Genomic DNA, 25,693 nt, shown 5'->3' with positions numbered 1-25,693 from the left:
GGCTGAAGGAGGAACCGATGACGGAATTTGAAAAGCTGGTAATAGAACAGATGAAAACGATGGACAAGCTTCTCGATCTCCAATCAGAGCTCGACCGCTGCAAAGAAATCGAAGCAGAACTCCGGCACTTGGAAAGGGATGCAAGGCTGCGCGGTATTCAGGATGAAATTGCGGTAAAACGAAAGCATCTTGCTGATATACAGGATACGTTTCAGAAACAGACAGAGCAGGTGATTCGTTCATATCGCAGCTCAGAAAAGCCGTCTTCCTATGTGTAGAGCAGGAATGTGCCATTCCCAAGCCGGAATGGCTCTTTTATTTTCATTTTTCAATTTGTAACGTTATAATAGGTAAAAGACGTTGTCGGTAAGCAAATTTGGACATACTAACTGTAGGGCTTTATAGAAAGTAGGGGAGAAATATGGGTTATCCCAAGGAAGGAGAAACCATTCAAATTCACAGCTATAAGCATAATGGGCTGATTCATAGAATTTGGAATGAGACAACAATCTTAAAAAGTACAGAAATGTGTGTCATCGGAGCCAATGACCGGACGATGGTAACCGAATCAGACGGCCGGACATGGATAACCAGAGAGCCCGCAATCTGTTATTTTCACGCAAGACAATGGTTTAATGTCATCGGGATGCTGAGGGAAGACGGGGTTCATTATTATTGCAACATCAGTTCTCCGTTTGCCTATGATGGCGAAGCAATTAAATATATTGATTATGACTTAGATGTTAAGGTTTTTCCTGACATGACTTACAATATTCTCGATGAAGACGAATATGATGATCATCGGAAATCCATGAATTATCCAAAAGAAATTGACAGTATTTTAAGAGACTACTTAAACACACTGCTCCATTGGATTCATCAGCGGCAGGGCCCGTTTGCACCCGAGTTTGTCGATATGTGGTATGAACGGTATTTGCGCTATACAAAATAATGGTTACGTAAAAACCTGTTGCGGGGTACAACAGGTTTTTCACATGGGCTCACACACATCATGATAAAGAGAGGGGGAATCAACGTGGGGGTTATGAAACGCTATATGCAATTCGTCAAACCTTATAAGAAGCAAATTTTCATTACAGTATTAATCGGGATCGTAAAATTCTCCATTCCGCTTGCTCTCCCATTGCTTCTGAAGTACGTAGTTGACGACATTATTCAAGGAGGCGGCACGGCCAGTGACAAAACAACGTCATTGTTCACCATTATGGCGATCATGTTCGCCTTATTTTTAATTTTGCGCCCGCCTGTTGAATATTATCGGCAATATTTTGCCCAGTGGACAGCCAGCAAGGTACTCTATGATATAAGAGCCAAGCTGTTTGATCATATACAGAAGCTGAGCCTTCGTTTCTATGCGAATACTAGAACAGGGGAAGTCATTTCCCGAGTCATCAATGACGTGGAACAAACAAAGGATTTTGTGATCACAGGTCTGATGAATATATGGCTCGATATGCTGACAATTTTGATCGTGATCTCTATCATGCTGACACTGGACGTTAAATTAACGCTTATTTCCATCATTTTGTTTCCGTTATACGGTATATCAGTGAAGTATTTTTACGGCCGTTTAAGAAAGCTGACAAGAGAGCGGTCACAGGCGCTTGCTCAGGTACAGGGGCATTTGCATGAACGGATTCAAGGCATGCCGGTGATCAGAAGCTTTGCGATAGAAGACCATGAGCAGGCCAACTTTAATGAAAAAAACAGCCATTTCTTAGATAAAGCAATCCGTCATACGAATTGGAATGCCAAAACCTTTGCGGTTGTCAACACTATTACAGATCTGGCACCGCTCATCGTGATTGCATTTGCCGGCTATTTTGTCATCAACGGACCGCTGACAGTCGGAACGATGGTTGCATTTGTCGGGTATATCGACAGAATGTATAACCCTGTCAGAAGGCTGATTAATTCTTCTACAACCTTGACGCAGTCAATCGCTTCAATGGACAGGGTATTTGAATTTATTGACGAGCCGTATGAACTGACTGACAAACCAAATGCCATCAAAGCTGACCATATCCGCGGAGAAGTCGAATTTCGAAATGTGTCGTTTCAATATGAAAAGGGAAAAGAAAACATCCTTCACGATGTGTCTTTAAAAGTAACCAGAGGAGAAACCGTAGCCCTCGTTGGAATGAGCGGCGGAGGGAAATCCACGCTCGTCAGCCTGATTCCAAGGTTTTATGATGTATCAAGCGGCAAACTATTGATTGACGGGACAGATATTCGGGATTATGAAGCAAGAAGCCTGCGCAATCAGGTTGGCATGGTGCTTCAGGATACCTTTTTATTCAGTGAAACGATTAGAGAAAATATTGCGATCGGAAAACCTGATGCCACGCTTGAAGACATTATGGAAGCCGCAAAAGCAGCCAATGCACATGATTTTATTATGAGTTTTCCGGAAGGGTATGAGACCCGTGTGGGAGAAAGAGGCGTTAAGCTCTCAGGGGGACAAAAACAGCGGATTTCCATAGCGCGTGTATTTCTGAAAAATCCGCCGCTGCTGATCTTGGATGAAGCTACTTCAGCTTTGGATCTTGAAAGTGAGCACTACATTCAAGAAGCGATGGACAAGCTGGCGAAGGACAGAACAACTTTTGTTGTGGCCCACCGCTTATCAACCATCACACATGCGGATAAAATTGTCGTCATGGAAAACGGAACAATCATCGAAACCGGAACCCATGATGAACTGATGGATTATGACAGTCAATACAAGCACTTATTCACAATCCAAAACTTGAACTAAACATCGATCTTATATCCTTTGATTAAGGATATAAGATTTTTTTGTATGAAAAAAACCCGGTGATGTGAACCGGGTTACTCTTCTATTTCCAATTCGCAGTCTTTCGGATGGTACGTTTGAAAGCTTGTAATAAGTGTTTCTAAATGTTCAAGCTGCTCGCGGTATTCCACAGCGCTTGCCATAATATTAAGCATATTATAATCAAGAAGCTCATCATCTGAGTTGCGCTGGTTTCTAAGGAATGACTTTGTCAGCAGCTGTTTGTATTGGATGCCTTCTTCATCTGTATCATCATGCGGTTTAATTTTGCCGACAAACCTCATCAAAATCCGCTCGTGCCAATGAAGCAGGTAATCAAGTTCTTCAGTCAGCGTTTCCTGAAACTCTTCAGGCATATGATAAATCTCGTTTTCCAGGCGATGCAGCTTCTTCAGCGTGTCGAGCGCCCGGTTTGCGGTTATTATCGCCTGTCTGAACAGGACAAGTTTTCTTGATTTCACGTAAGTCGTTTTCTTAAAGTAGCTTCTTTCTTCTTTATATAGAAGATATGTCTGATCAAGCTTGATCATTTTCTCTTTCAGTTTTTCAATATCCTCTTTCAAAATCGAATGCTCTGTTGACTGGCGCATAATCAGCCTGATCCATTTCATAATTTCTTCAGTGTTTTCGACTGTGTTATGAATCAGCTTTGTTTCGTACTTAGGCGGCAGGAACACCAGGTTGACGATAAAGGAAGAAAGTACCCCTAAAATGACTGTGCTTGTTCTGATCAGCGCAAACATTAAGAAGTCGTCACCGGCAGATTCTAAAATCGCAATAACTGTAACAAGAGCAATCGAAATCGTATGTTCAATTTTAAGCTTCAGCATTATGGTAATAACAATAACTGCTGTCAATCCGATCATAATCGGACTGGGTCCGAAAATAAGACCGAACACTGTGGCGATAACAGCTCCGATAATATTTGCCTGAACCTGATCAATAATAATAAGAAAAGAGCGGTAAATTGACGGCTGGATCGCAAATATCGCTGCAATCCCAGCAAAAATCGGTGCGGGAAGTCCGATCCACGAAGCTAAATAAAGAGCCAGCGTAATCGCGATCCCTGTTTTGAAAATGCGGGCACCAAGTTTCATTGGTTTGTGCGTGCATTCCTTTCTATAGTAAATTGTTTGACCTAGCAAATGGCTAATCCTTAAAATTCCCTGTGAGTTTATTTGCTAAACAATTAAGTAATATACAGGGATCAATACAATTATTCAAGCTATTTTTCAAGAAAATGACCAAAATCTTACACGCTTTTTAAAAGTACAAAAAAACAGGAGCTTTAAGCTCCTGTCCGGGGATGTGCAATATTACTTTTTAAGATGTTTAAAAGCATCCTCAACAGCAGCAAGCGTATCTTTAATATCCTGCTCTGTATGCGCTGTTGTAATAAACCACGCTTCATATTTAGAAGGTGCGAGATTAATGCCGCGCTCCAGCATCAGCTTGAAAAACGTAGCGAATGTTTCACCGTCACTGCGTTCTGCCTGATCGTAATTTTCTACTTTCTCATCAGAGAAGTATACCGTCAGCGCACCCTTTAACCGATTGACTGTTATTGTGATGCCGTAGGTTTCTGCGTGTGCCAAAATGCCTTCCTCAAGCATAGCGCCAAGATGGTCAAGCTTTTCATACACGCCTTCCTCTTTCAGCACTTCCAGGCAAGCAATGCCAGATAAAATAGAAGCGGGGTTTCCGGCCATTGTTCCTGCCTGATATGCAGGGCCGAGCGGTGCGACTTGCTCCATAATTTCTTGTTTGCCGCCATAGGCTCCAATTGGAAGTCCGCCGCCAATAATTTTTCCGAGTGCAGTTAAATCCGGTTTCACCTGTAAAAGATCCTGTGCACCGCCATACATAAAGCGGAAAGCAGTAATGACTTCATCATAAATAACGAGGGCGCCCGCATTGTGTGTCAGTTCGTTTACTTGTTCTAAGAAACCTTCTTTTGGCTCAACAATACCGAAGTTGCCGACAATCGGTTCAACGAGAACCGCTGCGATTTCACTGCCCCATTTCTCTAAGGCCGCTTTGTAGCTGTCAATATCATTAAATGGAACTGTAATGACCTCGTTTGCAATGCTTTTCGGTACACCGGCTGAGTCAGGTGTGCCCAGAGTAGACGGACCGGAGCCGGCCGCTACGAGCACAAGATCTGAATGGCCGTGATAACAGCCTGCAAATTTAATAATTTTGGTGCGGCCTGTGTAAGCACGAGCCACACGGATGGTCGTCATCACAGCTTCTGTCCCTGAATTGACGAATCTTACTTTATCCATAGCAGGGATGGCTTCCTTCAGCATCTTTGCAAAAGTAACCTCATGTTTTGTCGGTGTTCCATATAATACACCGTTTTCCGCGGCTTTTTTAATCGCCTCTGTAATATGCGGGTGGGCATGTCCGGTGATGATTGGCCCGTAAGCCGCCAAATAATCAATGTATTTGTTTCCGTCGACGTCCCAAAAATAAGCGCCATTTGCTTTCTCCATTGCAACAGGAGAACCCCCGCCAACTGCTTTATATGATCTTGAAGGGCTGTTTACACCGCCGACAATATGCTCTAATGCTTCACGGTGAAGTTCAACTGATTTTGTATACAAAAATAATAACCTCCTATATCTCCTTGCGTCCCCTCTATTGTAGCATGCTTCCAGACAAGAACAACGGATTCAGGCTCAAGATACAGGGTCATAGTTGTAATCTGGACAAGAATTGGATACGCTTAATACAAAAACATCCGGAGGTAAAGAAATGACTATTGAAATCGGACAAAAAGCGCCTGATATTGAGTTGAAAGGCGATCATGGGGAGATAGTAAAATTATCGGATTATGAAGGGAAGTATATCGTCCTTTACTTTTATCCAAAAGACATGACACCGGGATGCACAACTGAAGCGTGCGATTTTCGTGACAGCCACGAAAACTTCGCTGAGCTGGATGCTGTGATTATCGGCGTCAGCCCGGACAGCGAGGAAAAACACGGGAAATTTAAAGAGAAGCATAATCTGCCGTTTTTGCTGCTTGTCGATGACGAGCACAAGCTGGCGGAGGCGTTTGATGTATGGAAACTAAAGAAAAACTTCGGAAAAGAATATATGGGGATTGAACGCTCCACTTTTTTAATTGACAAAGAAGGCCGGCTCATTAAAGAATGGAGAAAGGTAAAAGTGAAAGACCATGTAGCCGAAGCGCTCCAGACGCTGAAAGATATGTCGGGAAAGTAAAATCGTCAATCAGCCTCATAGCATATGCTGCAACTTTCACCCTAATATCAATTGACAAATTATCGTAAAAAGAGTTACACTAATTATAAACATTATAATGTAAGAATCTTTTTTAGAAGAGAGGTGCATGACGGATGGCTGCACATGAACTAAAAGAAGCCTTAGAAACGTTGAAGGAAACCGGAGTTCGCATTACTCCTCAACGTCATGCGATTCTGGAATATCTCGTTAACTCTATGGCTCATCCAACAGCGGACGATATATATAAAGCTCTGGAAGGGAAATTTCCTAACATGAGCGTAGCGACGGTATATAACAACTTGCGTGTGTTCCGGGAATCCGGCCTGGTAAAAGAGCTCACATATGGTGATGCTTCCAGCAGATTTGATTTTGTTACATCCGATCACTATCACGCCATTTGTGAAAGCTGCGGTAAAATTGTGGACTTCCACTATCCCGGCCTTGATGAAGTAGAGCAGCTTGCTGCACATGTGACCGGCTTTAAAGTAAGCCACCACCGTTTAGAAATTTACGGCGTCTGCCAAGAGTGTTCAAAAAAAGAAAACCATTAAAATAAGCTGACCGCGAAACGGTCAGCTTATTTATTTCGACATTTTCTTCTTATTATAAGACTCATCAAATTCTTTTCCTTCTAAGCTTTGATCTAAAGTCAGCGGCTCTCTGCAATGCATACACATATCTACTCTGCCTAAAACCTTGGTCTCTTTTTCACAGCCCGGACAAATGACCCGAACCGCTTTGGTCGAGAGCATGCCGATCCAAAAATAAACAACCGTGCTGAGCCCGATAGATAAAAGCCCAAGTATCATAAACAAACTCGAAAGCAAAACGGATTCCTTAAAAAAGATCCCGATGTACATAATGATAAACCCAACGAAAACCAAACTTAACGCAAACGTTCTGATTTTATTAATTTTGCTGGAGTATTTCGCCATGTCCATCCCCCTCTGAATTAAATATAGCACAAACCCGATGGTATTTTCTTCATGTTTTCGTTTGAAATGGAATTTAAATATGGAGACTTGCTTTGAAATTGTTTATAATAGTTCAATGTGTTTAGAAAAAAGGAATTTCGATTTAACCATAGAATTGAATCAAATAGAGAATAAAAAAATTGAACAATTGCATTGGAGGAATAGTGATGGAAAATCTTCTCCGTCCAATTTACCAAGAAAGAGCAAGTCATCCCAATACATTGGCTGTTATTATGATTGAGAGAAGAAACAAAACGTCTTCCATAACAGACAACTTTGATGCCGCTTTGCTTGTCATTGTAAAGCAGTCTGATAAGCCTGTTTTTATAAAGCATTATGAATTTGATCACAAAACAGCCTCTTTGCATGTGATAACTGATGCTCAGGTTCAAGAATGGATTTTGCTCGGCACAAATAGGAGAATCATAGATTGGATTGTAAACGGAAGAGTCATGTTTGACCGCAATGAGTATATTGCTGAGCTTATCGACAGGCTTAATACTTTTCCGTTTGCAGAACGTAAACTGAAGATCGGCCTTGAATACGGCAAGTTAATTAGAAGATACGTTGAAGGAAAAGCTTTCTTTGAAGCCAATCAATTTTTAGATGCCTACAATGCAGTAGTCCATGCATTGCATCATCTAGCACGTATTGAAGTAATCGACAGAGGATTCCATCCGGAAACCACTGTGTGGAGTCAAGTGCGTCAGATGGAGCCTCAAGTGTACAAATTATATTCCGAGCTGATTGAAAGTCACGAAAGCTTGGAAAAAAGACTTGAATTATTATTCTTAGCAAATGATTTTCTTATTCATTCTAAAGCTGAGATTGGTTCAGCACATCTTTTCGAAGTGATGAAAGAAAAGGACATATGGCAATTTAGCGAGCTTCTTCAGCATCCTGACTTAAAACATTTTACTCAAGACCTTGGCGTCATGCTTGATTACCTGACAGAAAAAGGTCTTATCAGCGTGTGCCGAATTGAAACCAAAGGACAGGCTGTCTTTCATCGAGGATATTCTTTTAAAAAAGATGTTGACTCTGATTCCTGAGCATGGTATATTATTAAACGTCGCTGATGCGCTTCTGAAAAAATAAGCTCACAGCGGCGGAGAAATAAAATAAAAAACATTTGACAAAACAAAGACGAAATGTTATACTGAAAAAGTCGCTTCTTAAAGAAGTGGCGGATGATCTTTGAAAACTAAACAAGACAAAACGTACCTGTTAATTCAAGTTTTATTATAAATCGCACAGCGATGTGCGTAGTCAGTCAAACTGAGGTCTGCACGATGCAGATCACGCAGATGTTGCCACAGGATGTGGTGAACTTAATCTGCGATCCATTTATCGGAGAGTTTGATCCTGGCTCAGGACGAACGCTGGCGGCGTGCCTAATACATGCAAGTCGAGCGGACAGATGGGAGCTTGCTCCCTGATGTTAGCGGCGGACGGGTGAGTAACACGTGGGTAACCTGCCTGTAAGACTGGGATAACTCCGGGAAACCGGGGCTAATACCGGATGCTTGTTTGAACCGCATGGTTCAAACATAAAAGGTGGCTTCGGCTACCACTTACAGATGGACCCGCGGCGCATTAGCTAGTTGGTGAGGTAATGGCTCACCAAGGCAACGATGCGTAGCCGACCTGAGAGGGTGATCGGCCACACTGGGACTGAGACACGGCCCAGACTCCTACGGGAGGCAGCAGTAGGGAATCTTCCGCAATGGACGAAAGTCTGACGGAGCAACGCCGCGTGAGTGATGAAGGTTTTCGGATCGTAAAGCTCTGTTGTTAGGGAAGAACAAGTACCGTTCGAATAGGGCGGTACCTTGACGGTACCTAACCAGAAAGCCACGGCTAACTACGTGCCAGCAGCCGCGGTAATACGTAGGTGGCAAGCGTTGTCCGGAATTATTGGGCGTAAAGGGCTCGCAGGCGGTTCCTTAAGTCTGATGTGAAAGCCCCCGGCTCAACCGGGGAGGGTCATTGGAAACTGGGGAACTTGAGTGCAGAAGAGGAGAGTGGAATTCCACGTGTAGCGGTGAAATGCGTAGAGATGTGGAGGAACACCAGTGGCGAAGGCGACTCTCTGGTCTGTAACTGACGCTGAGGAGCGAAAGCGTGGGGAGCGAACAGGATTAGATACCCTGGTAGTCCACGCCGTAAACGATGAGTGCTAAGTGTTAGGGGGTTTCCGCCCCTTAGTGCTGCAGCTAACGCATTAAGCACTCCGCCTGGGGAGTACGGTCGCAAGACTGAAACTCAAAGGAATTGACGGGGGCCCGCACAAGCGGTGGAGCATGTGGTTTAATTCGAAGCAACGCGAAGAACCTTACCAGGTCTTGACATCCTCTGACAATCCTAGAGATAGGACGTCCCCTTCGGGGGCAGAGTGACAGGTGGTGCATGGTTGTCGTCAGCTCGTGTCGTGAGATGTTGGGTTAAGTCCCGCAACGAGCGCAACCCTTGATCTTAGTTGCCAGCATTCAGTTGGGCACTCTAAGGTGACTGCCGGTGACAAACCGGAGGAAGGTGGGGATGACGTCAAATCATCATGCCCCTTATGACCTGGGCTACACACGTGCTACAATGGACAGAACAAAGGGCAGCGAAACCGCGAGGTTAAGCCAATCCCACAAATCTGTTCTCAGTTCGGATCGCAGTCTGCAACTCGACTGCGTGAAGCTGGAATCGCTAGTAATCGCGGATCAGCATGCCGCGGTGAATACGTTCCCGGGCCTTGTACACACCGCCCGTCACACCACGAGAGTTTGTAACACCCGAAGTCGGTGAGGTAACCTTTATGGAGCCAGCCGCCGAAGGTGGGACAGATGATTGGGGTGAAGTCGTAACAAGGTAGCCGTATCGGAAGGTGCGGCTGGATCACCTCCTTTCTAAGGATATTTACGGAATATAAGACCTTGGGTCTTATAAACAGAACGTTCCCTGTCTTGTTTAGTTTTGAAGGATCATTCCTTCGAAACGTGTTCTTTGAAAACTAGATAACAGTAGACATCACATTCAATTAGTAACACAAGATATCACATAGTGATTCTTTTTAACGGTTAAGTTAGAAAGGGCGCACGGTGGATGCCTTGGCACTAGGAGCCGATGAAGGACGGGACGAACACCGATATGCTTCGGGGAGCTGTAAGCAAGCTTTGATCCGGAGATTTCCGAATGGGGAAACCCACCACTCGTAATGGAGTGGTATCCATATCTGAATTCATAGGATATGAGAAGGCAGACCCGGGGAACTGAAACATCTAAGTACCCGGAGGAAGAGAAAGCAAATGCGATTCCCTGAGTAGCGGCGAGCGAAACGGGATTAGCCCAAACCAAGAGGCTTGCCTCTTGGGGTTGTAGGACACTCTATACGGAGTTACAAAGGAACGAGGTAGATGAAGAGGTCTGGAAAGGCCCGCCATAGAAGGTAACAGCCCTGTAGTCAAAACTTCGTTCTCTCCAGAGTGGATCCTGAGTACGGCGGAACACGTGAAATTCCGTCGGAATCCGGGAGGACCATCTCCCAAGGCTAAATACTCCCTAGTGACCGATAGTGAACCAGTACCGTGAGGGAAAGGTGAAAAGCACCCCGGAAGGGGAGTGAAAGAGATCCTGAAACCGTGTGCCTACAAGTAGTCAGAGCCCGTTAATGGGTGATGGCGTGCCTTTTGTAGAATGAACCGGCGAGTTACGATCCCGTGCAAGGTTAAGCAGAAGATGCGGAGCCGCAGCGAAAGCGAGTCTGAATAGGGCGCATGAGTACGTGGTCGTAGACCCGAAACCAGGTGATCTACCCATGTCCAGGGTGAAGTTCAGGTAACACTGAATGGAGGCCCGAACCCACGCACGTTGAAAAGTGCGGGGATGAGGTGTGGGTAGGGGTGAAATGCCAATCGAACCTGGAGATAGCTGGTTCTCTCCGAAATAGCTTTAGGGCTAGCCTCAAGGTAAGAGTCTTGGAGGTAGAGCACTGATTGGACTAGGGGCCCCTACCGGGTTACCGAATTCAGTCAAACTCCGAATGCCAATGACTTATCCTTGGGAGTCAGACTGCGAGTGATAAGATCCGTAGTCGAAAGGGAAACAGCCCAGACCGCCAGCTAAGGTCCCAAAGTATACGTTAAGTGGAAAAGGATGTGGAGTTGCTTAGACAACCAGGATGTTGGCTTAGAAGCAGCCACCATTTAAAGAGTGCGTAATAGCTCACTGGTCGAGTGACTCTGCGCCGAAAATGTACCGGGGCTAAACGTATCACCGAAGCTGCGGACTGTTCTTCGAACAGTGGTAGGAGAGCGTTCTAAGGGCTGTGAAGCCAGACCGGAAGGACTGGTGGAGCGCTTAGAAGTGAGAATGCCGGTATGAGTAGCGAAAGAGGGGTGAGAATCCCCTCCACCGAATGCCTAAGGTTTCCTGAGGAAGGCTCGTCCGCTCAGGGTTAGTCGGGACCTAAGCCGAGGCCGAAAGGCGTAGGCGATGGACAACAGGTTGATATTCCTGTACCACCTCCTCACCATTTGAGCAATGGGGGGACGCAGGAGGATAGGGTAAGCGCGGTATTGGATATCCGCGTCCAAGCAGTTAGGCTGGGAAATAGGCAAATCCGTTTCCCATAAGGCTGAGCTGTGATGGCGAGCGAAATTTAGTAGCGAAGTTCCTGATTCCACACTGCCAAGAAAAGCCTCTAGCGAGGTGAGAGGTGCCCGTACCGCAAACCGACACAGGTAGGCGAGGAGAGAATCCTAAGGTGATCGAGAGAACTCTCGTTAAGGAACTCGGCAAAATGACCCCGTAACTTCGGGAGAAGGGGTGCTCTGTTAGGGTGCAAGCCCGAGAGAGCCGCAGTGAATAGGCCCAGGCGACTGTTTAGCAAAAACACAGGTCTCTGCGAAGCCGTAAGGCGAAGTATAGGGGCTGACGCCTGCCCGGTGCTGGAAGGTTAAGAGGAGCGCTTAGCGTAAGCGAAGGTGCGAATTGAAGCCCCAGTAAACGGCGGCCGTAACTATAACGGTCCTAAGGTAGCGAAATTCCTTGTCGGGTAAGTTCCGACCCGCACGAAAGGCGCAACGATCTGGGCACTGTCTCAACGAGAGACTCGGTGAAATTATAGTACCTGTGAAGATGCAGGTTACCCGCGACAGGACGGAAAGACCCCGTGGAGCTTTACTGCAGCCTGATATTGAATGTTGGTACAGCTTGTACAGGATAGGTAGGAGCCTTGAAAACCGGAGCGCCAGCTTCGGTGGAGGCATCGGTGGGATACTACCCTGGCTGTATTGACCTTCTAACCCGCCGCCCTTATCGGGCGGGGAGACAGTGTCAGGTGGGCAGTTTGACTGGGGCGGTCGCCTCCTAAAAGGTAACGGAGGCGCCCAAAGGTTCCCTCAGAATGGTTGGAAATCATTCGCAGAGTGTAAAGGCACAAGGGAGCTTGACTGCGAGACCTACAAGTCGAGCAGGGACGAAAGTCGGGCTTAGTGATCCGGTGGTTCCGCATGGAAGGGCCATCGCTCAACGGATAAAAGCTACCCCGGGGATAACAGGCTTATCTCCCCCAAGAGTCCACATCGACGGGGAGGTTTGGCACCTCGATGTCGGCTCATCGCATCCTGGGGCTGTAGTCGGTCCCAAGGGTTGGGCTGTTCGCCCATTAAAGCGGTACGCGAGCTGGGTTCAGAACGTCGTGAGACAGTTCGGTCCCTATCCGTCGCGGGCGCAGGAAATTTGAGAGGAGCTGTCCTTAGTACGAGAGGACCGGGATGGACGCACCGCTGGTGTACCAGTTGTTCTGCCAAGGGCATCGCTGGGTAGCTATGTGCGGACGGGATAAGTGCTGAAAGCATCTAAGCATGAAGCCCCCCTCAAGATGAGATTTCCCATTCCGCAAGGAAGTAAGATCCCTGAAAGATGATCAGGTTGATAGGTCTGAGGTGGAAGTGTGGCGACACATGGAGCTGACAGATACTAATCGATCGAGGACTTAACCTAATTTCTAATGATGTCACATCTGTTATCTAGTTTTGAGAGAATATCTCAAAAAAACTCTTGACTTTTCAAGATATACATAGTATAATGTTAAATGTCACTGAAATTGTCTGGTGATGATGGCGAAGAGGTCACACCCGTTCCCATGCCGAACACGGAAGTTAAGCTCTTCAGCGCCGATGGTAGTCGGGGGTTTCCCCCTGTGAGAGTAGGACATCGCCAGGCAGACTTCATTCCGCAGTAGCTCAGTGGTAGAGCTATCGGCTGTTAACCGATCGGTCGTAGGTTCGAATCCTACCTGCGGAGCCATTATTGGAGAGCTGTCCGAGTGGTCGAAGGAGCACGATTGGAAATCGTGTAGGCGGTCAACTCCGTCTCAAGGGTTCGAATCCCTTGCTCTCCGCCACTGATATTTATACATAATCACAATTGAAAGTCTGGGCCCGTTGGTCAAGCGGTTAAGACACCGCCCTTTCACGGCGGTAACACGGGTTCGAATCCCGTACGGGTCATTATATGATGGAGGATTAGCTCAGCTGGGAGAGCATCTGCCTTACAAGCAGAGGGTCGGCGGTTCGAGCCCGTCATCCTCCACCATTATCATCGCGGGGTGGAGCAGTTCGGTAGCTCGTCGGGCTCATAACCCGAAGGTCGCAGGTTCAAATCCTGCCCCCGCAACCAATTAAAATCAAATGGTCCGGTAGTTCAGTTGGTTAGAATGCCTGCCTGTCACGCAGGAGGTCGCGGGTTCGAGTCCCGTCCGGACCGCCATTTAAATAATAAGGCTCGGTAGCTCAGTTGGTAGAGCAACGGACTGAAAATCCGTGTGTCGGCGGTTCGATTCCGTCCCGAGCCACCACCTATGCCGGTGTAGCTCAATTGGTAGAGCAACTGACTTGTAATCAGTAGGTTGGGGGTTCAAGTCCTCTTGCCGGCACTGTTTTTTCAAAACTTAATGTGGAGGGGTAGCGAAGTGGCTAAACGCGGCGGACTGTAAATCCGCTCCCTCAGGGTTCGGCAGTTCGAATCTGCCCCCCTCCACCATTTATAGGGGCATAGTTTAACGGTAGAACAGAGGTCTCCAAAACCTCCGGTGTGGGTTCGATTCCTACTGCCCCTGCCAAATTTATGACATCTTGAGATTATGGCGGTTGTGGCGAAGTGGTTAACGCACCAGATTGTGGCTCTGGCACTCGTGGGTTCGATTCCCATCAATCGCCCCATATTATCATTGGGCTATAGCCAAGCGGTAAGGCAACGGACTTTGACTCCGTCATGCGTTGGTTCGAATCCAGCTAGCCCAGTCTCACTTTTTTATATCAATTGAATATAATGTATTAAGTCCCTTAAGATGCGGAAGTAGTTCAGTGGTAGAACACCACCTTGCCAAGGTGGGGGTCGCGGGTTCGAATCCCGTCTTCCGCTCCAATTACGGCGGCATAGCCAAGTGGTAAGGCAGAGGTCTGCAAAACCTTTATCCCCGGTTCGAATCCGGGTGTCGCCTTTCTTTTGCCGGGGTGGTGGAATTGGCAGACACACAGGACTTAAAATCCTGCGGTAGGTGACTACCGTGCCGGTTCAAGTCCGGCCCTCGGCACCAATTTTACTTACTTGATAAGTTAAATTGGTGTTTGTGCTTGAATATATAATGAAGCTAATCATATTAATGATCTACTTATGTAGATCATTTTTTTATTGTATGAAAGTGTCGATGTAAGCATTGGGCTGTATTTCATAAAAAGTCGCTTTAGCCCTTTATTATTATATTCCCCAAAAAACTTTTTTGAAATACATTGACACTTTATCATATCCATGATATATTTATATTCGTCGGTTAGATACGACGTAAAACTTGCCGGTGTGGCGGAATTGGCAGACGCGCACGACTCAAAATCGTGTTCCTTCTGGAGTGTCGGTTCGACCCCGACCACCGGTATACAAAAGAACCCCGTTTCTTACTTATGTAAGAAACGGGGTTTCGTTTTTATTAAAAGAAGGAGCCTATATTAATAAGCAGAGGCTCCTTTTTGTTATTTACTCAGCATATTGGTCGATGATCTCTTCTAAGACCTCTTCAAGTTGTTCGATATCATCAAGCTCTGATTGTCTGAAACGGACACGTACGAGCTGCTCTCCGTCATTATACATCTCTTCCAGCCATCCACGCAGGCCTCTTGCCCGGCGATCAACTTCGAAAATAATTTCTAAACCGTCTTCCTCTAAAAGAAAAATAAGCTCTAATTCATCAAGCATCTGACGGTAATAGCCTGATGTTGGAACAAACTCAAATTCTTGAACGAAAGGCAGACGGCGCTGGAAGTAAGATGCCTGTTCACAGTCTGCTTCGTTAAGACGGAAGCCAAGGTTCTCAATTGCTTCTAATACATTTTCAACCCAAGGATGTGCTTCTACGAAGATACGATCGTGATCTGATTTATCAATACCGCCTTGAATGTCAAGGTCTGTCACTACTGCGACTTCTACCTTCCCTACAGTAATCGGTGTATCAAGAGGCAGGATGAAGGAGAACGGAAATTGATGTTCTTCTCCAGGCTGAATGGTGAATGAACCAGTTACCCGAAAAGAATGAATTGTTGCGTGTTTCCGGTGCTCTTCATCGTCTTTTACAATGACATATCTTGTGTTGAGCTGTAAATCAATATAACGGATATCCTGGGCGATTTTCCCGCCTTTTACATGTACAGTTCCGCGGACTTCTTCTCCTGGACAATACGCATCTTTCTCCAAAATGGTATCGACTTTTGCTGCACCGATGCCGGCACTTGCGGCAAGTTTCTTAAAAAATGACATATTAGATCTTCCCCTTTTTCTTTTTCTCAACAGTTATACGTGGGAAGAAGGAAAAAAGGTTCATTTATTTTGAAATAAATGAACCTTTTTTCCTATATTCGTTTATCTGAGGGACAGACTAAAAGTGATGCTTAAGTATAGGAGGAGATATGAATGAATAAAGAAACGATGGTCGCTGATGAATTACATAGAATGTTTTTAGCTGGTGAGCTGCAAATCACAGTCGAGGAGGACATTAACAATCTTTCAGAAAGACTGAGAAGCGGTGAACTCAGATTAGACAGTTTGACCGGGGAAGATGCGTTTATAAAAGAAACAGTAAACGAAGCGTTAAGAAGAGTAGAGCAATAAAATAGAGAGACGGCTTCTCAAAATGAGAGACCGTCTTTTTTTATGGTTTAAGAAGAACTTTAATGGCTCCGTCTGTTTTCGTATCAAACACCTCATAACCGTGCTTTGCTTGATCTAACGGCAGAACATGGGTAATGATGTCGCCCGGATCTACTTTACCTGTAGCAATCAGTTCATACAGGTACGGCATATAATGAATGACGGGGGCTTGGCCGGTTCTAATATTTACGTTCCTTTGGAAGATGTCTCCGAATGGAAATGCATTGTATCTCATTCCGTACACACCTGTCACTTGAATTGTGCCGCATTTTCTGACAGCCTGTGCCGCCGTTACCAGCGCACCCATGGCTCCGCCGTGCATTTTAACACCGGTGGCGAGAAATTCAAGCGGGGACATTTTGCCGTCCATTCCGACGCAGTCGATGACGACATCTGCACCGCCCTGTGTGATTTCTTTCAAATATGAACCAGCGTTTTCATGATGCTCGAAATTAACGATTTCTACATTGTTTGTTTTTTTTGCGTGCTGAAGGCGATAGTCTACATAATCCACTGCAATGACTCTTTTGGCGCCTTTCATCCATGCGAATTTTTGCGCGAGCAGCCCGACAGGACCGCAGCCGAGAATAATGACGGTATTTCCCTCTTTTACTCCTGCGTTGTCTACGCTCCAATAGGCTGTCGACATAGCGTCTGAAAGCAATACTAATTTCTCATCTTCTACTTCACAGTCATCAGGCAGTTTAAAGGGAGTGAAGTTAGCATAGGGGACGCGCATGTATTCAGCCTGGCCTCCGGGATAGCCGCCTGCTGAGTCTGAATAGCCAAAATAAGCGCCGACTTCGCCGTTTGCATTTGAATTGTCACATTGGCTTTCAAGCTGGTTTTTGCAGAAAAAACATTCGCCGCAGCTGACGTTAAACGGTATGATGACACGATCGCCTTTTTTAACCTTGTGAACGTCGGGGCCTGTTTCTTCAACAATGCCCATTGGTTCATGGCCGATGATATAATCTTCAGGAAAATTGGGAACCATGCCGTGAATTAGGTGTAAATCAGATCCGCAGATTGCTGTGGTTGTCAGTTTGACGATGATATCATCAGGTTTTTTGATTTCTGGCGCTTTTACTTCTTTGACGCGGACGTCTTTAATGCCTTGATACGTAACAGCTTTCATTCATGATGTCTCCTTATTGTTTAGTGATCGGGCGTTGCGAATGTTCCGAGACGGTTCGTGTTATCGGGGAAAAGTTTTAGTCCGGCGATATCAACGGCTGTTTGTGCTGATTTCATATCGATTTGAAATTGTTTGTCCAAGTCAGAAGGGAAAAGCCAGCCTTTTTCCATCATGAGCTGTGATAGTTCTCCGTGCAGGTAAATAGCGGCGTCTAATTGATTGCGCAATGCTGTTCTGAGTTCTGGGCTTGCGGTTTCCGTGATGGCGACAGCATAATTTTTGATACCGGTTTTTACGGAAATTAAGAAATCTAGGGCAAGTGCTGAATCAGCAAGGTCAGGCATGCCTTTTGCGTTTTTCGGGTCTAAGAAATCGTTCAATGATAGTCACCTCCTGTTATTGTCGGGGCCTTTTGATAGAGGCTCTGAAGCTCAGTTACGTCCCGTACAGACTGCTGTACATCCTTCTCCATAAGGGCTCTCAGTTCCTGATCGAACACCAGTCCCTGCATCATTTTTGATTTAAGTAAACATACGGTTTTGAAGTTGAGGATTTCGTGTAAATCAACTGTTTCGTGGTTTGCCAAACGGTCTTGTTCCATTTTTTCGGTCACCTCCTGATTCAAAGGTATTTTTACCTTGTATCATGCTTTTATGCGAAAGTGCTATAATGGGTAAAATATTTTCTTGGGGGAGTCGGATGATGAAACAGATTATTGCGATGGGCGGCGGAGGTTTTTCAATGGAACCAGATCATCTGGTTCTTGATCAATTTATCATTAATCAGTCAAAGCAGCCCTCACCTCGCATTTGTTTTTTGCCAACGGCAAGCGGGGATGCGGAGAACTATGTTCAGCGGTTTTACCATGCTTTTCAAAAGCTTGATTGTGACCCGTCTCATTTGTCTTTATTTAAGCCGCCGACAACAGATTTAGCCTCCTTTATTATGGAGAAAGATGTGATTTATGTCGGCGGGGGAAATACAAGAAATTTGCTGGTGCTGTGGAAGGAGTGGGGACTGGATCACATATTGAAAAAAGCTTGGGAGAACGGGATTATTTTAGCGGGATTAAGTGCAGGTGCGATCTGCTGGTTTGAAGAAGGTGTGACGGATTCTGCCGGACCGCTGACCGGTTTGAAAAGCTTGGGTTTTTTGCAAGGCAGTTTTTGTCCTCATTATGATGGAGAAAAGGATCGGAGACCTACATATCATCACATGATATCAGAGAAAGCGTTGAGCAGCGGTTATGCGGCGGATGATGGAGCAGCTCTTCATTTTATTGATGATCATTTTTTTCAGGCTGTGAGTTCAAGATCTGATGCAAATGCGTATCAGGTGGTGCTTCATGAAAATGAAATCTCTGAAATAGCATTGCCGATTACATATTTGTCTTGAATTTGCTGAATATTTTATACATTGCTCTTTTTTTCAGTTTGTTTTTATGATACGATAAGTGCGAAATTAATAGTTACTGGGGGTGCCCGCTGACGGGCTGAGAGAGAAGATATGCTTCTTAACCCTTTGGACCTGATCTGGTTCGTACCAGCGTGGGGAAGTAGAGGAATTGTTTTTATTATTGCTGAATACTGCAATAATATGTTTCTTTCTGACTGTAACCGGGTTCATTCAATTGAATCCGGTTTTTTGTGCTGGTTATGGGCTTGATTTTGTCCTTTCAAACAAAGAGAGGGGAAGGATAAGTGATGCAAAATCATTCAGTGCAGCAAGCCAACATTTCCATTATGTCGAGTTTTTCGGGGAGTAAAAAAGTATATGTAGAGGGGGCTTCGCCGGATATTCAAGTGCCGATGAGAGAAATTGAACTCAGTCCGACAACAGGATCATTCGGCGAAGAGGAAAACGCGCCGGTTCGTGTCTATGATACAAGCGGACCGTATACGGACCCCGATGTAAAAATTAATATTCAAGAAGGTTTAAAACCGCTTCGGCACAAGTGGATCACTGGGCGCGGCGATGTTGAAGAATACAATGGACGTGCTGTGAAGCCAGAAGACAACGGCTATAAAAAGGCTAACCCTAATGTAAGCTATCCCGGGTTAAAACGGAAACCGCTGCGGGCGAAAACGGGCCAAAATGTCACTCAAATGCATTATGCGAAAAAGGGGATAATTACCCCTGAAATGGAGTTTATCGCTATTCGTGAGCATGTGTCTCCCGAATTTGTCAGAGATGAAGTAGCCAGCGGCCGGGCGATTATTCCAGCAAATATTAATCATCCGGAAAGTGAACCAATGATTATCGGCCGAAATTTCCATGTGAAAATTAACGCGAATATCGGGAATTCAGCAGTTACATCTTCGATTGAAGAAGAAGTGGAAAAAATGACGTGGGCGATTCGCTGGGGAGCAGATACGATGATGGATCTTTCCACGGGGAAAGATATTCATACGACGCGTGAATGGATTATCCGAAATTGCCCGGTTCCTGTTGGCACCGTTCCGATCTATCAAGCGCTTGAAAAAGTAAACGGTGTAGCGGAGGATTTAACGTGGGAAATCTACCGTGACACGCTGATTGAGCAGGCTGAACAGGGTGTGGATTATTTTACGATTCACGCGGGTGTTTTGCTGCGATATGTGCCGCTAACTGCTAAACGGACAACGGGAATTGTGTCACGCGGAGGAGCGATTATGGCACAGTGGTGTCTGGCTCATCATAAGGAAAGCTTTCTGTATACTCATTTTGAAGAAATCTGTGAAATTATGAAGACGTATGATATTGCCTTTTCTCTTGGAGACGGGCTTCGCCCAGGGTCAATTGCCGATGCCAATGACGAAGCGCAGTTTGCTGAATTAGAGACTCTCGGAGAACTCACGCAAATTGCCTGGAAGCATGATGTTCAGGTGATGATTGAGGGGCCGGGTCATGTGCCGATGCATAAAATCAAGGAGAACGTCGATAAACAAATGGAAATCTGTAAAGAAGCGCCTTTTTACACGCTAGGGCCGCTGACGACGGATATTGCACCGGGCTATGACCACATTACATCAGCGATCGGAGCGGCGATGATCGGCTGGTACGGTACGGCCATGCTGTGTTATGTGACGCCGAAGGAGCATCTCGGGCTGCCAAACCGTGAAGATGTGCGGGAAGGGGTTATTACATACAAAATTGCGGCGCATGCGGCTGACCTTGCAAAAGGGCATCCAGGAGCGCAAATACGAGATGACGCTTTATCAAAAGCCCGCTTTGAATTCCGCTGGCGAGACCAATTTAACCTCTCGCTTGATCCGGAAAGAGCGCTTGAATATCATGATGAGACCCTGCCTGCTGAAGGGGCGAAAACGGCTCATTTCTGTTCGATGTGCGGGCCGAAATTTTGCAGCATGAGAATTTCTCAGGATATCCGTGATTATGCCAAAGACAAAGAGCTTAATGAGTGGGATGCCATTCAGGAGGGCATGAAAGAAAAAGCCGAGGAATTTGTGAATCAAGGCAGCAAACTTTATAAGTAACAGTATAGAAAGTCATTGACAGGCCGAATTGAATACGTTTTAATATAGCTAATATACATTTCCAACATTTGCTGATCGGATCACCGAAGGCTCTTATCTTTTGAGATAAGAGCCTTTTTTATTTTTAAAGGAGGGAGAAATGATGGGAACCAAAAAAGAGAAAGGGAGAAGACGCTTCAGAAAACGAAAAACATATGGCAATCAGATGCTGCCGCTGGCGCTTCTTATTGAAAAGAACAAGCGGGAGATAATGAATAGTGAGGAGTTAATGGAAAAAATTTATATGAAGATTGACGAGAAGCATACGGCAATCCGTAAATCTATGTAAAAAACCCGCTGAATAACAGCGGGTTTTTTTCTATGCTATTAAACTTCTTTTTTAATCGGCAAACCTAAGCCCTCTGCTATGCGTCTTCCGTATTCAGGATCAGCTTTGTAAAAGTGCTCGATTTGGCGGAGTTTGATATCTTCTTTTTCTACTGGTTTCATTGCATTTACGATATTTTCTACAAGGCGTGTGCGTTCCTCTTCGCTCATTAAACGGTAGAGATCGCCTGCTTGTGTGTAGTGATCATTGTGATCGTAGCTTACGCTGTCAGCCATTCCTTGTACTGGATAAGCCGCTTGTTTATCCTCAGGTGACTCAGTCGGTCCGCCGAAGCTGTTTGGCTCGTAGTAGACGGAGCCGCCGCCGTTATTGTCAAAGCGCATTTGTCCGTCACGCTGATAGTTTCTTACTTCGTTGCGTGCGCGGTTGATCGGCAGGGCCTGGTGGTTTGCTCCCACACGGTAGCGATGCGCATCATGATACGCAAACAGACGCCCTTGAAGCATTTTATCCGGTGATACATCAATACCGGGGACCAGTGTTCCAGGTGAGAATGTTGCTTGTTCTACTTCTGCAAAGTAGTTTTCCGGATTTCTGTCAAGAACCATACGGCCGACTTCAATGAGCGGATAGTCTTTTTGAGACCATACTTTTGTGACATCAAACGGATCGAAGCGGTACGTATTTGCATCTTCTAAAGGCATGATTTGCACATATAATTTCCATGCAGGGAAATCGCCGTTTTCGATTGCATTGAACAGATCTTCAGTATGATAATCCGGGTTTTCACCGGCAATTTTTGCTGCTGTCTTCACATCAAGGTTCTTCACGCCTTGTTCTGTTTTAAAGTGATACTTGATCCATACGCCTTCGCCTTCGGCATTTGTCCATTTGAATGTATGGCTACCAAAACCGTGCATGTGGCGAAGTGTAGCAGGAATTCCGCGGTCAGACATCAGGATCGTCACTTGGTGTAGAGATTCCGGTGAAAGTGACCAGAAATCCCATACAGCTGTAGGATTTTTCAAGTGTGTTTTTGGATCTCTTTTTTGTGTATGGATAAAATCAGGGAACTTAATCGCATCGCGGATGAAGAATACCGGCGTATTGTTGCCGACGATGTCATAGTTTCCTTCTTCTGTATAAAACTTAATAGCAAATCCGCGCGGGTCGCGAACGGTGTCAGCAGAGCCAAGTTCACCGGCAACTGTTGAGAAACGGATGAACAAAGGTGTGCGTTTGCCGACTTCTGATAAGAAAGCAGCTTTTGTATATTTTGTTACATCGTTTGTCACTTCAAAATAACCGTGTGCGCCTGCACCTTTAGCATGAACGACACGCTCAGGAACACGTTCTCTGTTAAAATGGGCCAATTTTTCGAGTAAGTGTACATCTTGGATTAAAGTTGGTCCGCGAGAACCGGCAGTCATTGAATTTTGATTATCTCCAACTGGAGCTCCCCAGCTAGTTGTCAGTTTATTTGAACTCATGTCATCACCTCTTGGAATTGATAAGAACATAATATCATCTCTAAGTAAAAAGTCAATATTATTTTATAATGATTATAAAATAATCATTTGTATAATACGATAAAAACTATTGAAAAAAGCAGAAAACCCTTGGCAGAACAGTTTAATAGAGATGATCGAGGGTTCATAGAAATAAGCGCTATTTGCGAATATGAAAAGTAAGTGATAAACATTCATCCAAAAAATGTTGAATAAAAAAGAGTTGACATATCGGAATAATTTGAATTAACATGATATTCAAACAAAAAAACAATTGGGCAGCTGATCGGACCGCCGAAGGCTCTCATCTCTACAAAAACAGAGATGGGGGCCTTTTTGTTTTTTTAGAAGGCGGGGTTGGCAGAAGGAGAGGGATAAAAGTGGCTGTGACCATCAACATCAAGGAAAAAGCATTTGCTCAAGAAGGCCGCCAAACTACGGTCTTGGAGAATATTCAATTATCAATTGCACCGGGTGAGTTTTTAACGATCATCGGACCGAGCGGATGCGGAAAAAGCACACTTTTAAAGATAATTGCAGGACTTGATTCTGATTTTAGCGGGAGTGTCGAAATTAACGAACGCTATGTGACTGCACCAGGTATTCAGCAAGGATTTATTTTTCAGGAACACCGTCTTTTTCCTTGGCTGACGGTTGAGCAGAATATTGCCGCCGATTTGAATTTGAAAGATCCTAAAGTCAAACAGAAGGTAGATGAACTGATCGAGATTGTCAGATTAAAAGGATCGGAGAAAGCATATCCGCGTGAGCTGTCGGGCGGTATGTCTCAAAGAGTGGCCATCGCACGAGCTCTTCTGCGGGAGCCGGAGGTGCTGCTTTTGGATGAACCGTTCGGTGCGTTAGACGCGTTTACTCGAAAACACCTTCAAGACGTGCTGCTGGATATATGGCGGAGGAAAAAGACAACGATGATACTCGTCACTCATGATATAGATGAATCTGTTTATTTAGGGAATGAGATTGCGATCCTAAAAGCCAAACCGGGAAAAATTCACAAGCTGATGCCAATTCATCTGGCTTATCCCCGAAACAGGACGACGACTGATTTCCAAGCGATCAGACAGAAAGTGCTGTCGGAATTCGAAAAAACAGAAGACTTTGAGTATGCAGAAGGATCAGGGATATAGAAAGGGCTGAAGCAGAGATGAAAAAAGGAATCATTGTATTGGCATCTATTTTTTTTCTGCTGGCAGGGTGCGGAGCAAATGGAGCCAGCGGTGATAAAAAACCATTGAAAGAAATTCGGATCGGAATACAGCAAAGCTTAAGCCCGCTTTTAATTGCCAAGGAAAAAGGCTGGTTTGAAAAGGCTTTTGAAAAAGAAGGCATCAAGGTGAAATGGGTGGAGTTTCAAAGCGGGCCGCCACAATTTGAAGGGCTTGCAGCAGATAAACTTGACTTTTCTCAAGTCGGCAATTCACCAGTGATCGCTGGACAGGCGGCAGGCATTGATTTTAAAGAAATTGGCTTGTCTCAGGACGGATTAAAGGCGAACGGCATACTTGTGAATCCAGCCAGCGGGATTAAGGAGGTCAAAGATTTAAAAGGAAAGAAAATTGCTGTAGCGAAAGGCAGCAGCGGCTTTGACTTTTTGTATAAAGCGCTTGATCAATCAGGCTTGTCAGCTGATGACGTGACCATTATTCAGCTGCAGCCTGATGAAGCGGCCTCTGCGTTTGAAAACGGTTCGGTTGACGCTTGGTCCATCTGGGAGCCGTACCTATCCTTAGAAACAATCAAACACGGAGCGAAACTTCTTGTGAACGGGGAAAGCACCGATTTATATTCACCAGGGTTTACATTAGTTAGAACAACATTCTCTAAGGAACATCCAGACGAAGTGGTCCGTTTTCTGAAGGTATTTAATCAGGCGGTTGTTTGGCAAAAGGAACATCCGGATGAAGCGGCTGACTTGTATGCAAAAATAAAAGATCTCGATAAAAAGGTCGTTGAAAATGTGCTGAAAAATACGGAGCCTCTGAATGAGGTTATTAGTGAAGACATTATAAAAGCGCAGCAGGAGACAGCGGATTTTCAATTTAAAACAAAAGCGATAGATAAGAAAATTGATGTGAGAGAAGTTGTTGATAATTCATTTATCAAAAAAGCGTTAAAGGAAAAAGTCTCTGGAGGTGATCCATCATGAAAGCAGAGGCTGCAGGTTCACTGCCGAAAGCAAATGCTGAAGCGATACAAAGAAAGCCCCATAGAATCAAATACGGGTGGGCAAAGGGGCTTCTGCTGCCTGCTGTGATCATAGCCATCTGGCAGGTGATCGGCAGTCTTGGCATCGTGTCGGCGACAGTGCTCCCTACACCTGTTGCGATCTTGCTGACGTTTAAAGAGCTCATTTTGACAGGCGAGCTCTTTGGCCATCTGCAAATCAGTATATACCGGGCAGCGCTTGGTTTTGTACTTGGTGCGGGGCTTGGACTTTTGATCGGAATTTTGGCCGGATTTTCAAAACGGACGGAATTGTATCTTGACCCATCATTGCAAATGCTCAGAACCGTTCCGCATCTGGCTGTCACGCCGCTGTTTATTTTATGGTTCGGTTTTGATGAAATATCTAAAATTTTGCTGATTGCGCTCGGCGCTTTCTTCCCTGTGTATATCAATACATTTAACGGCATTCGCGGAGTTGACGCTAAGCTGTTCGAAGTTGCCCGGGTGCTTGAATTTAAATGGCACCAGCAGATGACAAAAGTGATTGTGCCGGCATCCCTGCCCAATATATTGCTCGGCATTCGCTTATCGCTAGGTATTGCATGGCTTGGGCTTGTTGTAGCGGAGCTGATGGGTTCAAGCTCAGGGGTCGGTTATATGATCATGGATGCCAGACAATTTTCACAAACAAATAAAGTGTTTGCCGGGATTATCATTTTTGCGGTGGTTGGAAAGCTGACGGATTCTTTTGTCAGACTGCTTGAACGAAAGCTATTAAAGTGGAGAAACAGTTACGAGGGAAAATAGACGAAAAGGAGAG

At 45.2% G+C, this 25,693-nt stretch carries 21 protein-coding genes, 16 tRNA genes, 3 rRNA genes and 1 riboswitch; of the genes, 32 read left to right on the top strand and 8 right to left on the bottom strand.

Annotated features, from left to right (window positions below; all coding sequences use genetic code 11):
- The first annotated feature begins 17 nt into the window (after positions 1–17).
- The 3 genes from ACQVGS_RS17540 to ACQVGS_RS17530 all read left to right on the top strand — a co-directional run bounded on the left by ACQVGS_RS17540 (position 18) and on the right by ACQVGS_RS17530 (position 2,779).
- Positions 18–278 (top strand): YgaB family protein, encoded by a 261-nt coding sequence (locus tag ACQVGS_RS17540; RefSeq protein WP_024120661.1) that lies wholly within the window; start codon positions 18–20, stop codon positions 276–278.
- 143 nt (positions 279–421) lie between these two features.
- Positions 422–952: a nucleoside tri-diphosphate phosphatase gene (ntdP, locus tag ACQVGS_RS17535; protein WP_003239685.1), complete on the top strand. Its 531-nt coding sequence runs from the start codon at positions 422–424 to the stop codon at positions 950–952.
- Between the two features lie 84 nt (positions 953–1,036).
- Positions 1,037–2,779, top strand: coding sequence for an ABC transporter ATP-binding protein (locus ACQVGS_RS17530; protein ID WP_127695642.1), 1,743 nt, complete (start codon positions 1,037–1,039; stop codon positions 2,777–2,779).
- A gap of 74 nt (positions 2,780–2,853) precedes the next feature.
- Here ACQVGS_RS17530 and ACQVGS_RS17525 read toward each other — a convergent pair whose 3' ends face one another.
- Positions 2,854–3,915, bottom strand: coding sequence for an aromatic acid exporter family protein (locus tag ACQVGS_RS17525; protein WP_101860259.1), 1,062 nt, complete (start codon positions 3,913–3,915; stop codon positions 2,854–2,856).
- A 219-nt stretch (positions 3,916–4,134) separates the two neighbouring features.
- A complete protein-coding gene (locus ACQVGS_RS17520) occupies positions 4,135–5,424 on the bottom strand; it encodes a glutamate-1-semialdehyde 2,1-aminomutase (protein WP_106021581.1) in 1,290 nt (429 codons plus the stop codon).
- Between the two features lie 151 nt (positions 5,425–5,575).
- Between ACQVGS_RS17520 and bcp the strand changes: the two genes are divergently transcribed.
- Both bcp and perR read left to right on the top strand, forming a co-directional pair.
- Positions 5,576–6,049, top strand: a complete 474-nt coding sequence (gene bcp, locus ACQVGS_RS17515) for a thioredoxin-dependent thiol peroxidase (protein ID WP_024120665.1) — start codon at positions 5,576–5,578, stop codon at positions 6,047–6,049.
- Positions 6,050–6,183: 134 nt separating this feature from the next.
- Positions 6,184–6,621, top strand: a complete 438-nt coding sequence (gene perR / locus ACQVGS_RS17510; RefSeq protein WP_010333472.1) for a peroxide-responsive transcriptional repressor PerR — start codon at positions 6,184–6,186, stop codon at positions 6,619–6,621.
- 30 nt (positions 6,622–6,651) lie between these two features.
- On the opposite strand, the gene ACQVGS_RS17505 is transcribed toward perR, so the two are convergent.
- Positions 6,652–7,005: a YgzB family protein gene (locus tag ACQVGS_RS17505; protein WP_010333473.1), complete on the bottom strand. Its 354-nt coding sequence runs from the start codon at positions 7,003–7,005 to the stop codon at positions 6,652–6,654.
- A 206-nt stretch (positions 7,006–7,211) separates the two neighbouring features.
- Here ACQVGS_RS17505 and ACQVGS_RS17500 point away from each other — a divergent pair, with 206 nt between their 5' ends.
- The 20 genes from ACQVGS_RS17500 (at position 7,212) to ACQVGS_RS17405 (ending at position 14,971) form a co-directional block, all read left to right on the top strand.
- A complete protein-coding gene (locus ACQVGS_RS17500) occupies positions 7,212–8,096 on the top strand; it encodes a nucleotidyltransferase-like protein (RefSeq protein WP_024120667.1) in 885 nt (294 codons plus the stop codon).
- Between the two features lie 295 nt (positions 8,097–8,391).
- Positions 8,392–9,941 (top strand): 16S ribosomal RNA (locus ACQVGS_RS17495).
- Between the two features lie 169 nt (positions 9,942–10,110).
- Positions 10,111–13,038 (top strand): 23S ribosomal RNA (locus tag ACQVGS_RS17490).
- Positions 13,039–13,144: 106 nt separating this feature from the next.
- Positions 13,145–13,260 (top strand): 5S ribosomal RNA (rrf, locus tag ACQVGS_RS17485).
- Together the 16S, 23S and 5S rRNA genes with 16 tRNA genes alongside form the textbook arrangement of a ribosomal RNA operon.
- Positions 13,261–13,269: 9 nt before the next feature.
- Positions 13,270–13,344 (top strand) — tRNA-Asn (locus ACQVGS_RS17480).
- A 5-nt stretch (positions 13,345–13,349) separates the two neighbouring features.
- Positions 13,350–13,441 (top strand) — tRNA-Ser (locus ACQVGS_RS17475).
- A gap of 34 nt (positions 13,442–13,475) precedes the next feature.
- A tRNA-Glu gene (locus ACQVGS_RS17470) sits at positions 13,476–13,547 on the top strand.
- A 9-nt stretch (positions 13,548–13,556) separates the two neighbouring features.
- Positions 13,557–13,632 (top strand) — tRNA-Val (locus tag ACQVGS_RS17465).
- A 7-nt stretch (positions 13,633–13,639) separates the two neighbouring features.
- Positions 13,640–13,716: transfer RNA gene (locus tag ACQVGS_RS17460), tRNA-Met, on the top strand.
- A gap of 13 nt (positions 13,717–13,729) precedes the next feature.
- Positions 13,730–13,806: transfer RNA gene (locus ACQVGS_RS17455), tRNA-Asp, on the top strand.
- Between the two features lie 12 nt (positions 13,807–13,818).
- Positions 13,819–13,894: transfer RNA gene (locus ACQVGS_RS17450), tRNA-Phe, on the top strand.
- Between the two features lie 5 nt (positions 13,895–13,899).
- A tRNA-Thr gene (locus ACQVGS_RS17445) sits at positions 13,900–13,972 on the top strand.
- A gap of 22 nt (positions 13,973–13,994) precedes the next feature.
- Positions 13,995–14,079 (top strand) — tRNA-Tyr (locus ACQVGS_RS17440).
- Between the two features lie 5 nt (positions 14,080–14,084).
- Positions 14,085–14,158: transfer RNA gene (locus ACQVGS_RS17435), tRNA-Trp, on the top strand.
- A gap of 24 nt (positions 14,159–14,182) precedes the next feature.
- Positions 14,183–14,258 (top strand) — tRNA-His (locus ACQVGS_RS17430).
- A gap of 9 nt (positions 14,259–14,267) precedes the next feature.
- A tRNA-Gln gene (locus ACQVGS_RS17425) sits at positions 14,268–14,339 on the top strand.
- A 49-nt stretch (positions 14,340–14,388) separates the two neighbouring features.
- A tRNA-Gly gene (locus ACQVGS_RS17420) sits at positions 14,389–14,463 on the top strand.
- 5 nt (positions 14,464–14,468) lie between these two features.
- A tRNA-Cys gene (locus ACQVGS_RS17415) sits at positions 14,469–14,539 on the top strand.
- 7 nt (positions 14,540–14,546) lie between these two features.
- A tRNA-Leu gene (locus tag ACQVGS_RS17410) sits at positions 14,547–14,635 on the top strand.
- Between the two features lie 254 nt (positions 14,636–14,889).
- Positions 14,890–14,971: transfer RNA gene (locus ACQVGS_RS17405), tRNA-Leu, on the top strand.
- Between the two features lie 98 nt (positions 14,972–15,069).
- On the opposite strand, the gene spo0M is transcribed toward ACQVGS_RS17405, so the two are convergent.
- Positions 15,070–15,846, bottom strand: coding sequence for a sporulation control protein Spo0M (gene spo0M / locus ACQVGS_RS17400; protein ID WP_101860922.1), 777 nt, complete (start codon positions 15,844–15,846; stop codon positions 15,070–15,072).
- A gap of 153 nt (positions 15,847–15,999) precedes the next feature.
- On the opposite strand from spo0M, the gene ACQVGS_RS17395 reads away from it, so the two are divergent.
- The gene (locus ACQVGS_RS17395) at positions 16,000–16,197 is read left to right on the top strand and encodes a hypothetical protein (protein ID WP_010333477.1); all 198 of its coding nucleotides are present in this window, start codon (positions 16,000–16,002) and stop codon (positions 16,195–16,197) included.
- A gap of 40 nt (positions 16,198–16,237) precedes the next feature.
- Here the strand turns inward: ACQVGS_RS17395 and ACQVGS_RS17390 are convergent, their stop codons facing one another.
- Genes ACQVGS_RS17390 through ACQVGS_RS17380 form a run of 3 tightly spaced genes read right to left on the bottom strand, consistent with a single transcriptional unit; the run spans position 16,238 to position 17,975 of the window.
- On the bottom strand, positions 16,238–17,374 hold the full coding sequence (locus tag ACQVGS_RS17390; protein ID WP_101863728.1) for a zinc-dependent alcohol dehydrogenase: 1,137 nt from the start codon (positions 17,372–17,374) through the stop codon (positions 16,238–16,240).
- A gap of 20 nt (positions 17,375–17,394) precedes the next feature.
- Entirely contained in the window at positions 17,395–17,754 is a 360-nt protein-coding gene (locus ACQVGS_RS17385; protein ID WP_010333479.1) for a spore coat protein, read from the bottom strand.
- Complete coding sequence (locus tag ACQVGS_RS17380) at positions 17,751–17,975, bottom strand: hypothetical protein (RefSeq protein ID WP_024120670.1); 225 nt, start codon at positions 17,973–17,975, stop codon at positions 17,751–17,753. Before ACQVGS_RS17380 ends, ACQVGS_RS17385 begins: the two co-directional genes overlap by 4 nt.
- A gap of 101 nt (positions 17,976–18,076) precedes the next feature.
- Between ACQVGS_RS17380 and ACQVGS_RS17375 the strand changes: the two genes are divergently transcribed.
- The 3 genes from ACQVGS_RS17375 (at position 18,077) to ACQVGS_RS17365 (ending at position 21,178) form a co-directional block, all read left to right on the top strand.
- On the top strand, positions 18,077–18,769 hold the full coding sequence (locus tag ACQVGS_RS17375) for a Type 1 glutamine amidotransferase-like domain-containing protein (RefSeq protein ID WP_101863931.1): 693 nt from the start codon (positions 18,077–18,079) through the stop codon (positions 18,767–18,769).
- 68 nt (positions 18,770–18,837) lie between these two features.
- Positions 18,838–18,945, top strand: a riboswitch (TPP riboswitch).
- 132 nt (positions 18,946–19,077) lie between these two features.
- The gene (thiC, locus tag ACQVGS_RS17370) at positions 19,078–20,850 is read left to right on the top strand and encodes a phosphomethylpyrimidine synthase ThiC (RefSeq protein ID WP_127696911.1); all 1,773 of its coding nucleotides are present in this window, start codon (positions 19,078–19,080) and stop codon (positions 20,848–20,850) included.
- Between the two features lie 142 nt (positions 20,851–20,992).
- The gene (locus tag ACQVGS_RS17365) at positions 20,993–21,178 is read left to right on the top strand and encodes an FbpB family small basic protein (RefSeq protein WP_024120673.1); all 186 of its coding nucleotides are present in this window, start codon (positions 20,993–20,995) and stop codon (positions 21,176–21,178) included.
- A 38-nt stretch (positions 21,179–21,216) separates the two neighbouring features.
- On the opposite strand, the gene katA is transcribed toward ACQVGS_RS17365, so the two are convergent.
- Positions 21,217–22,668, bottom strand: a complete 1,452-nt coding sequence (gene katA / locus ACQVGS_RS17360) for a catalase KatA (protein WP_151174861.1) — start codon at positions 22,666–22,668, stop codon at positions 21,217–21,219.
- Between the two features lie 398 nt (positions 22,669–23,066).
- On the opposite strand from katA, the gene ACQVGS_RS17355 reads away from it, so the two are divergent.
- From ACQVGS_RS17355 to ACQVGS_RS17345, 3 genes are read left to right on the top strand one after another with little or no spacing between them, the layout of a single operon-like run.
- Positions 23,067–23,834, top strand: a complete 768-nt coding sequence (locus tag ACQVGS_RS17355) for an ABC transporter ATP-binding protein (RefSeq protein WP_106021576.1) — start codon at positions 23,067–23,069, stop codon at positions 23,832–23,834.
- Between the two features lie 17 nt (positions 23,835–23,851).
- Positions 23,852–24,853, top strand: a complete 1,002-nt coding sequence (locus ACQVGS_RS17350) for an aliphatic sulfonate ABC transporter substrate-binding protein (RefSeq protein WP_106021575.1) — start codon at positions 23,852–23,854, stop codon at positions 24,851–24,853.
- Entirely contained in the window at positions 24,847–25,680 is an 834-nt protein-coding gene (locus ACQVGS_RS17345; RefSeq protein ID WP_081638258.1) for an ABC transporter permease, read from the top strand. The genes ACQVGS_RS17350 and ACQVGS_RS17345 overlap by 7 nt, the downstream gene beginning before the upstream one ends.
- The last annotated feature ends 13 nt before the right edge of the window (positions 25,681–25,693 follow it).

The organism is Bacillus sp. SD127, from assembly GCF_058566445.1.
Note: the sequence above shows the minus strand (reverse complement) of the source record. Positions and strands in the feature narration are given on the sequence as shown.

What these genes read in the sequence shown, in the direction of transcription:
- ACQVGS_RS17380 (WP_024120670.1), bottom strand. Translation starts at nt 17,975, where the DNA reads ATGGAACAAGACCGTTTGGCAAACCACGAAACAGTTGATTTACACGAA.
- bcp (WP_024120665.1), top strand. Translation starts at nt 5,576, where the DNA reads ATGACTATTGAAATCGGACAAAAAGCGCCTGATATTGAGTTGAAAGGC.
- katA (WP_151174861.1), bottom strand. Translation starts at nt 22,668, where the DNA reads ATGAGTTCAAATAAACTGACAACTAGCTGGGGAGCTCCAGTTGGAGAT.
- ACQVGS_RS17505 (WP_010333473.1), bottom strand. Translation starts at nt 7,005, where the DNA reads ATGGCGAAATACTCCAGCAAAATTAATAAAATCAGAACGTTTGCGTTA.
- thiC (WP_127696911.1), top strand. Translation starts at nt 19,078, where the DNA reads ATGCAAAATCATTCAGTGCAGCAAGCCAACATTTCCATTATGTCGAGT.
- ACQVGS_RS17525 (WP_101860259.1), bottom strand. Translation starts at nt 3,915, where the DNA reads ATGAAACTTGGTGCCCGCATTTTCAAAACAGGGATCGCGATTACGCTG.
- ACQVGS_RS17350 (WP_106021575.1), top strand. Translation starts at nt 23,852, where the DNA reads ATGAAAAAAGGAATCATTGTATTGGCATCTATTTTTTTTCTGCTGGCA.
- ACQVGS_RS17390 (WP_101863728.1), bottom strand. Translation starts at nt 17,374, where the DNA reads ATGAAAGCTGTTACGTATCAAGGCATTAAAGACGTCCGCGTCAAAGAA.
- ACQVGS_RS17395 (WP_010333477.1), top strand. Translation starts at nt 16,000, where the DNA reads ATGAATAAAGAAACGATGGTCGCTGATGAATTACATAGAATGTTTTTA.
- ACQVGS_RS17500 (WP_024120667.1), top strand. Translation starts at nt 7,212, where the DNA reads ATGGAAAATCTTCTCCGTCCAATTTACCAAGAAAGAGCAAGTCATCCC.
- ACQVGS_RS17540 (WP_024120661.1), top strand. Translation starts at nt 18, where the DNA reads ATGACGGAATTTGAAAAGCTGGTAATAGAACAGATGAAAACGATGGAC.
- spo0M (WP_101860922.1), bottom strand. Translation starts at nt 15,846, where the DNA reads ATGTCATTTTTTAAGAAACTTGCCGCAAGTGCCGGCATCGGTGCAGCA.
- ntdP (WP_003239685.1), top strand. Translation starts at nt 422, where the DNA reads ATGGGTTATCCCAAGGAAGGAGAAACCATTCAAATTCACAGCTATAAG.
- perR (WP_010333472.1), top strand. Translation starts at nt 6,184, where the DNA reads ATGGCTGCACATGAACTAAAAGAAGCCTTAGAAACGTTGAAGGAAACC.
- ACQVGS_RS17365 (WP_024120673.1), top strand. Translation starts at nt 20,993, where the DNA reads ATGGGAACCAAAAAAGAGAAAGGGAGAAGACGCTTCAGAAAACGAAAA.
- ACQVGS_RS17375 (WP_101863931.1), top strand. Translation starts at nt 18,077, where the DNA reads ATGAAACAGATTATTGCGATGGGCGGCGGAGGTTTTTCAATGGAACCA.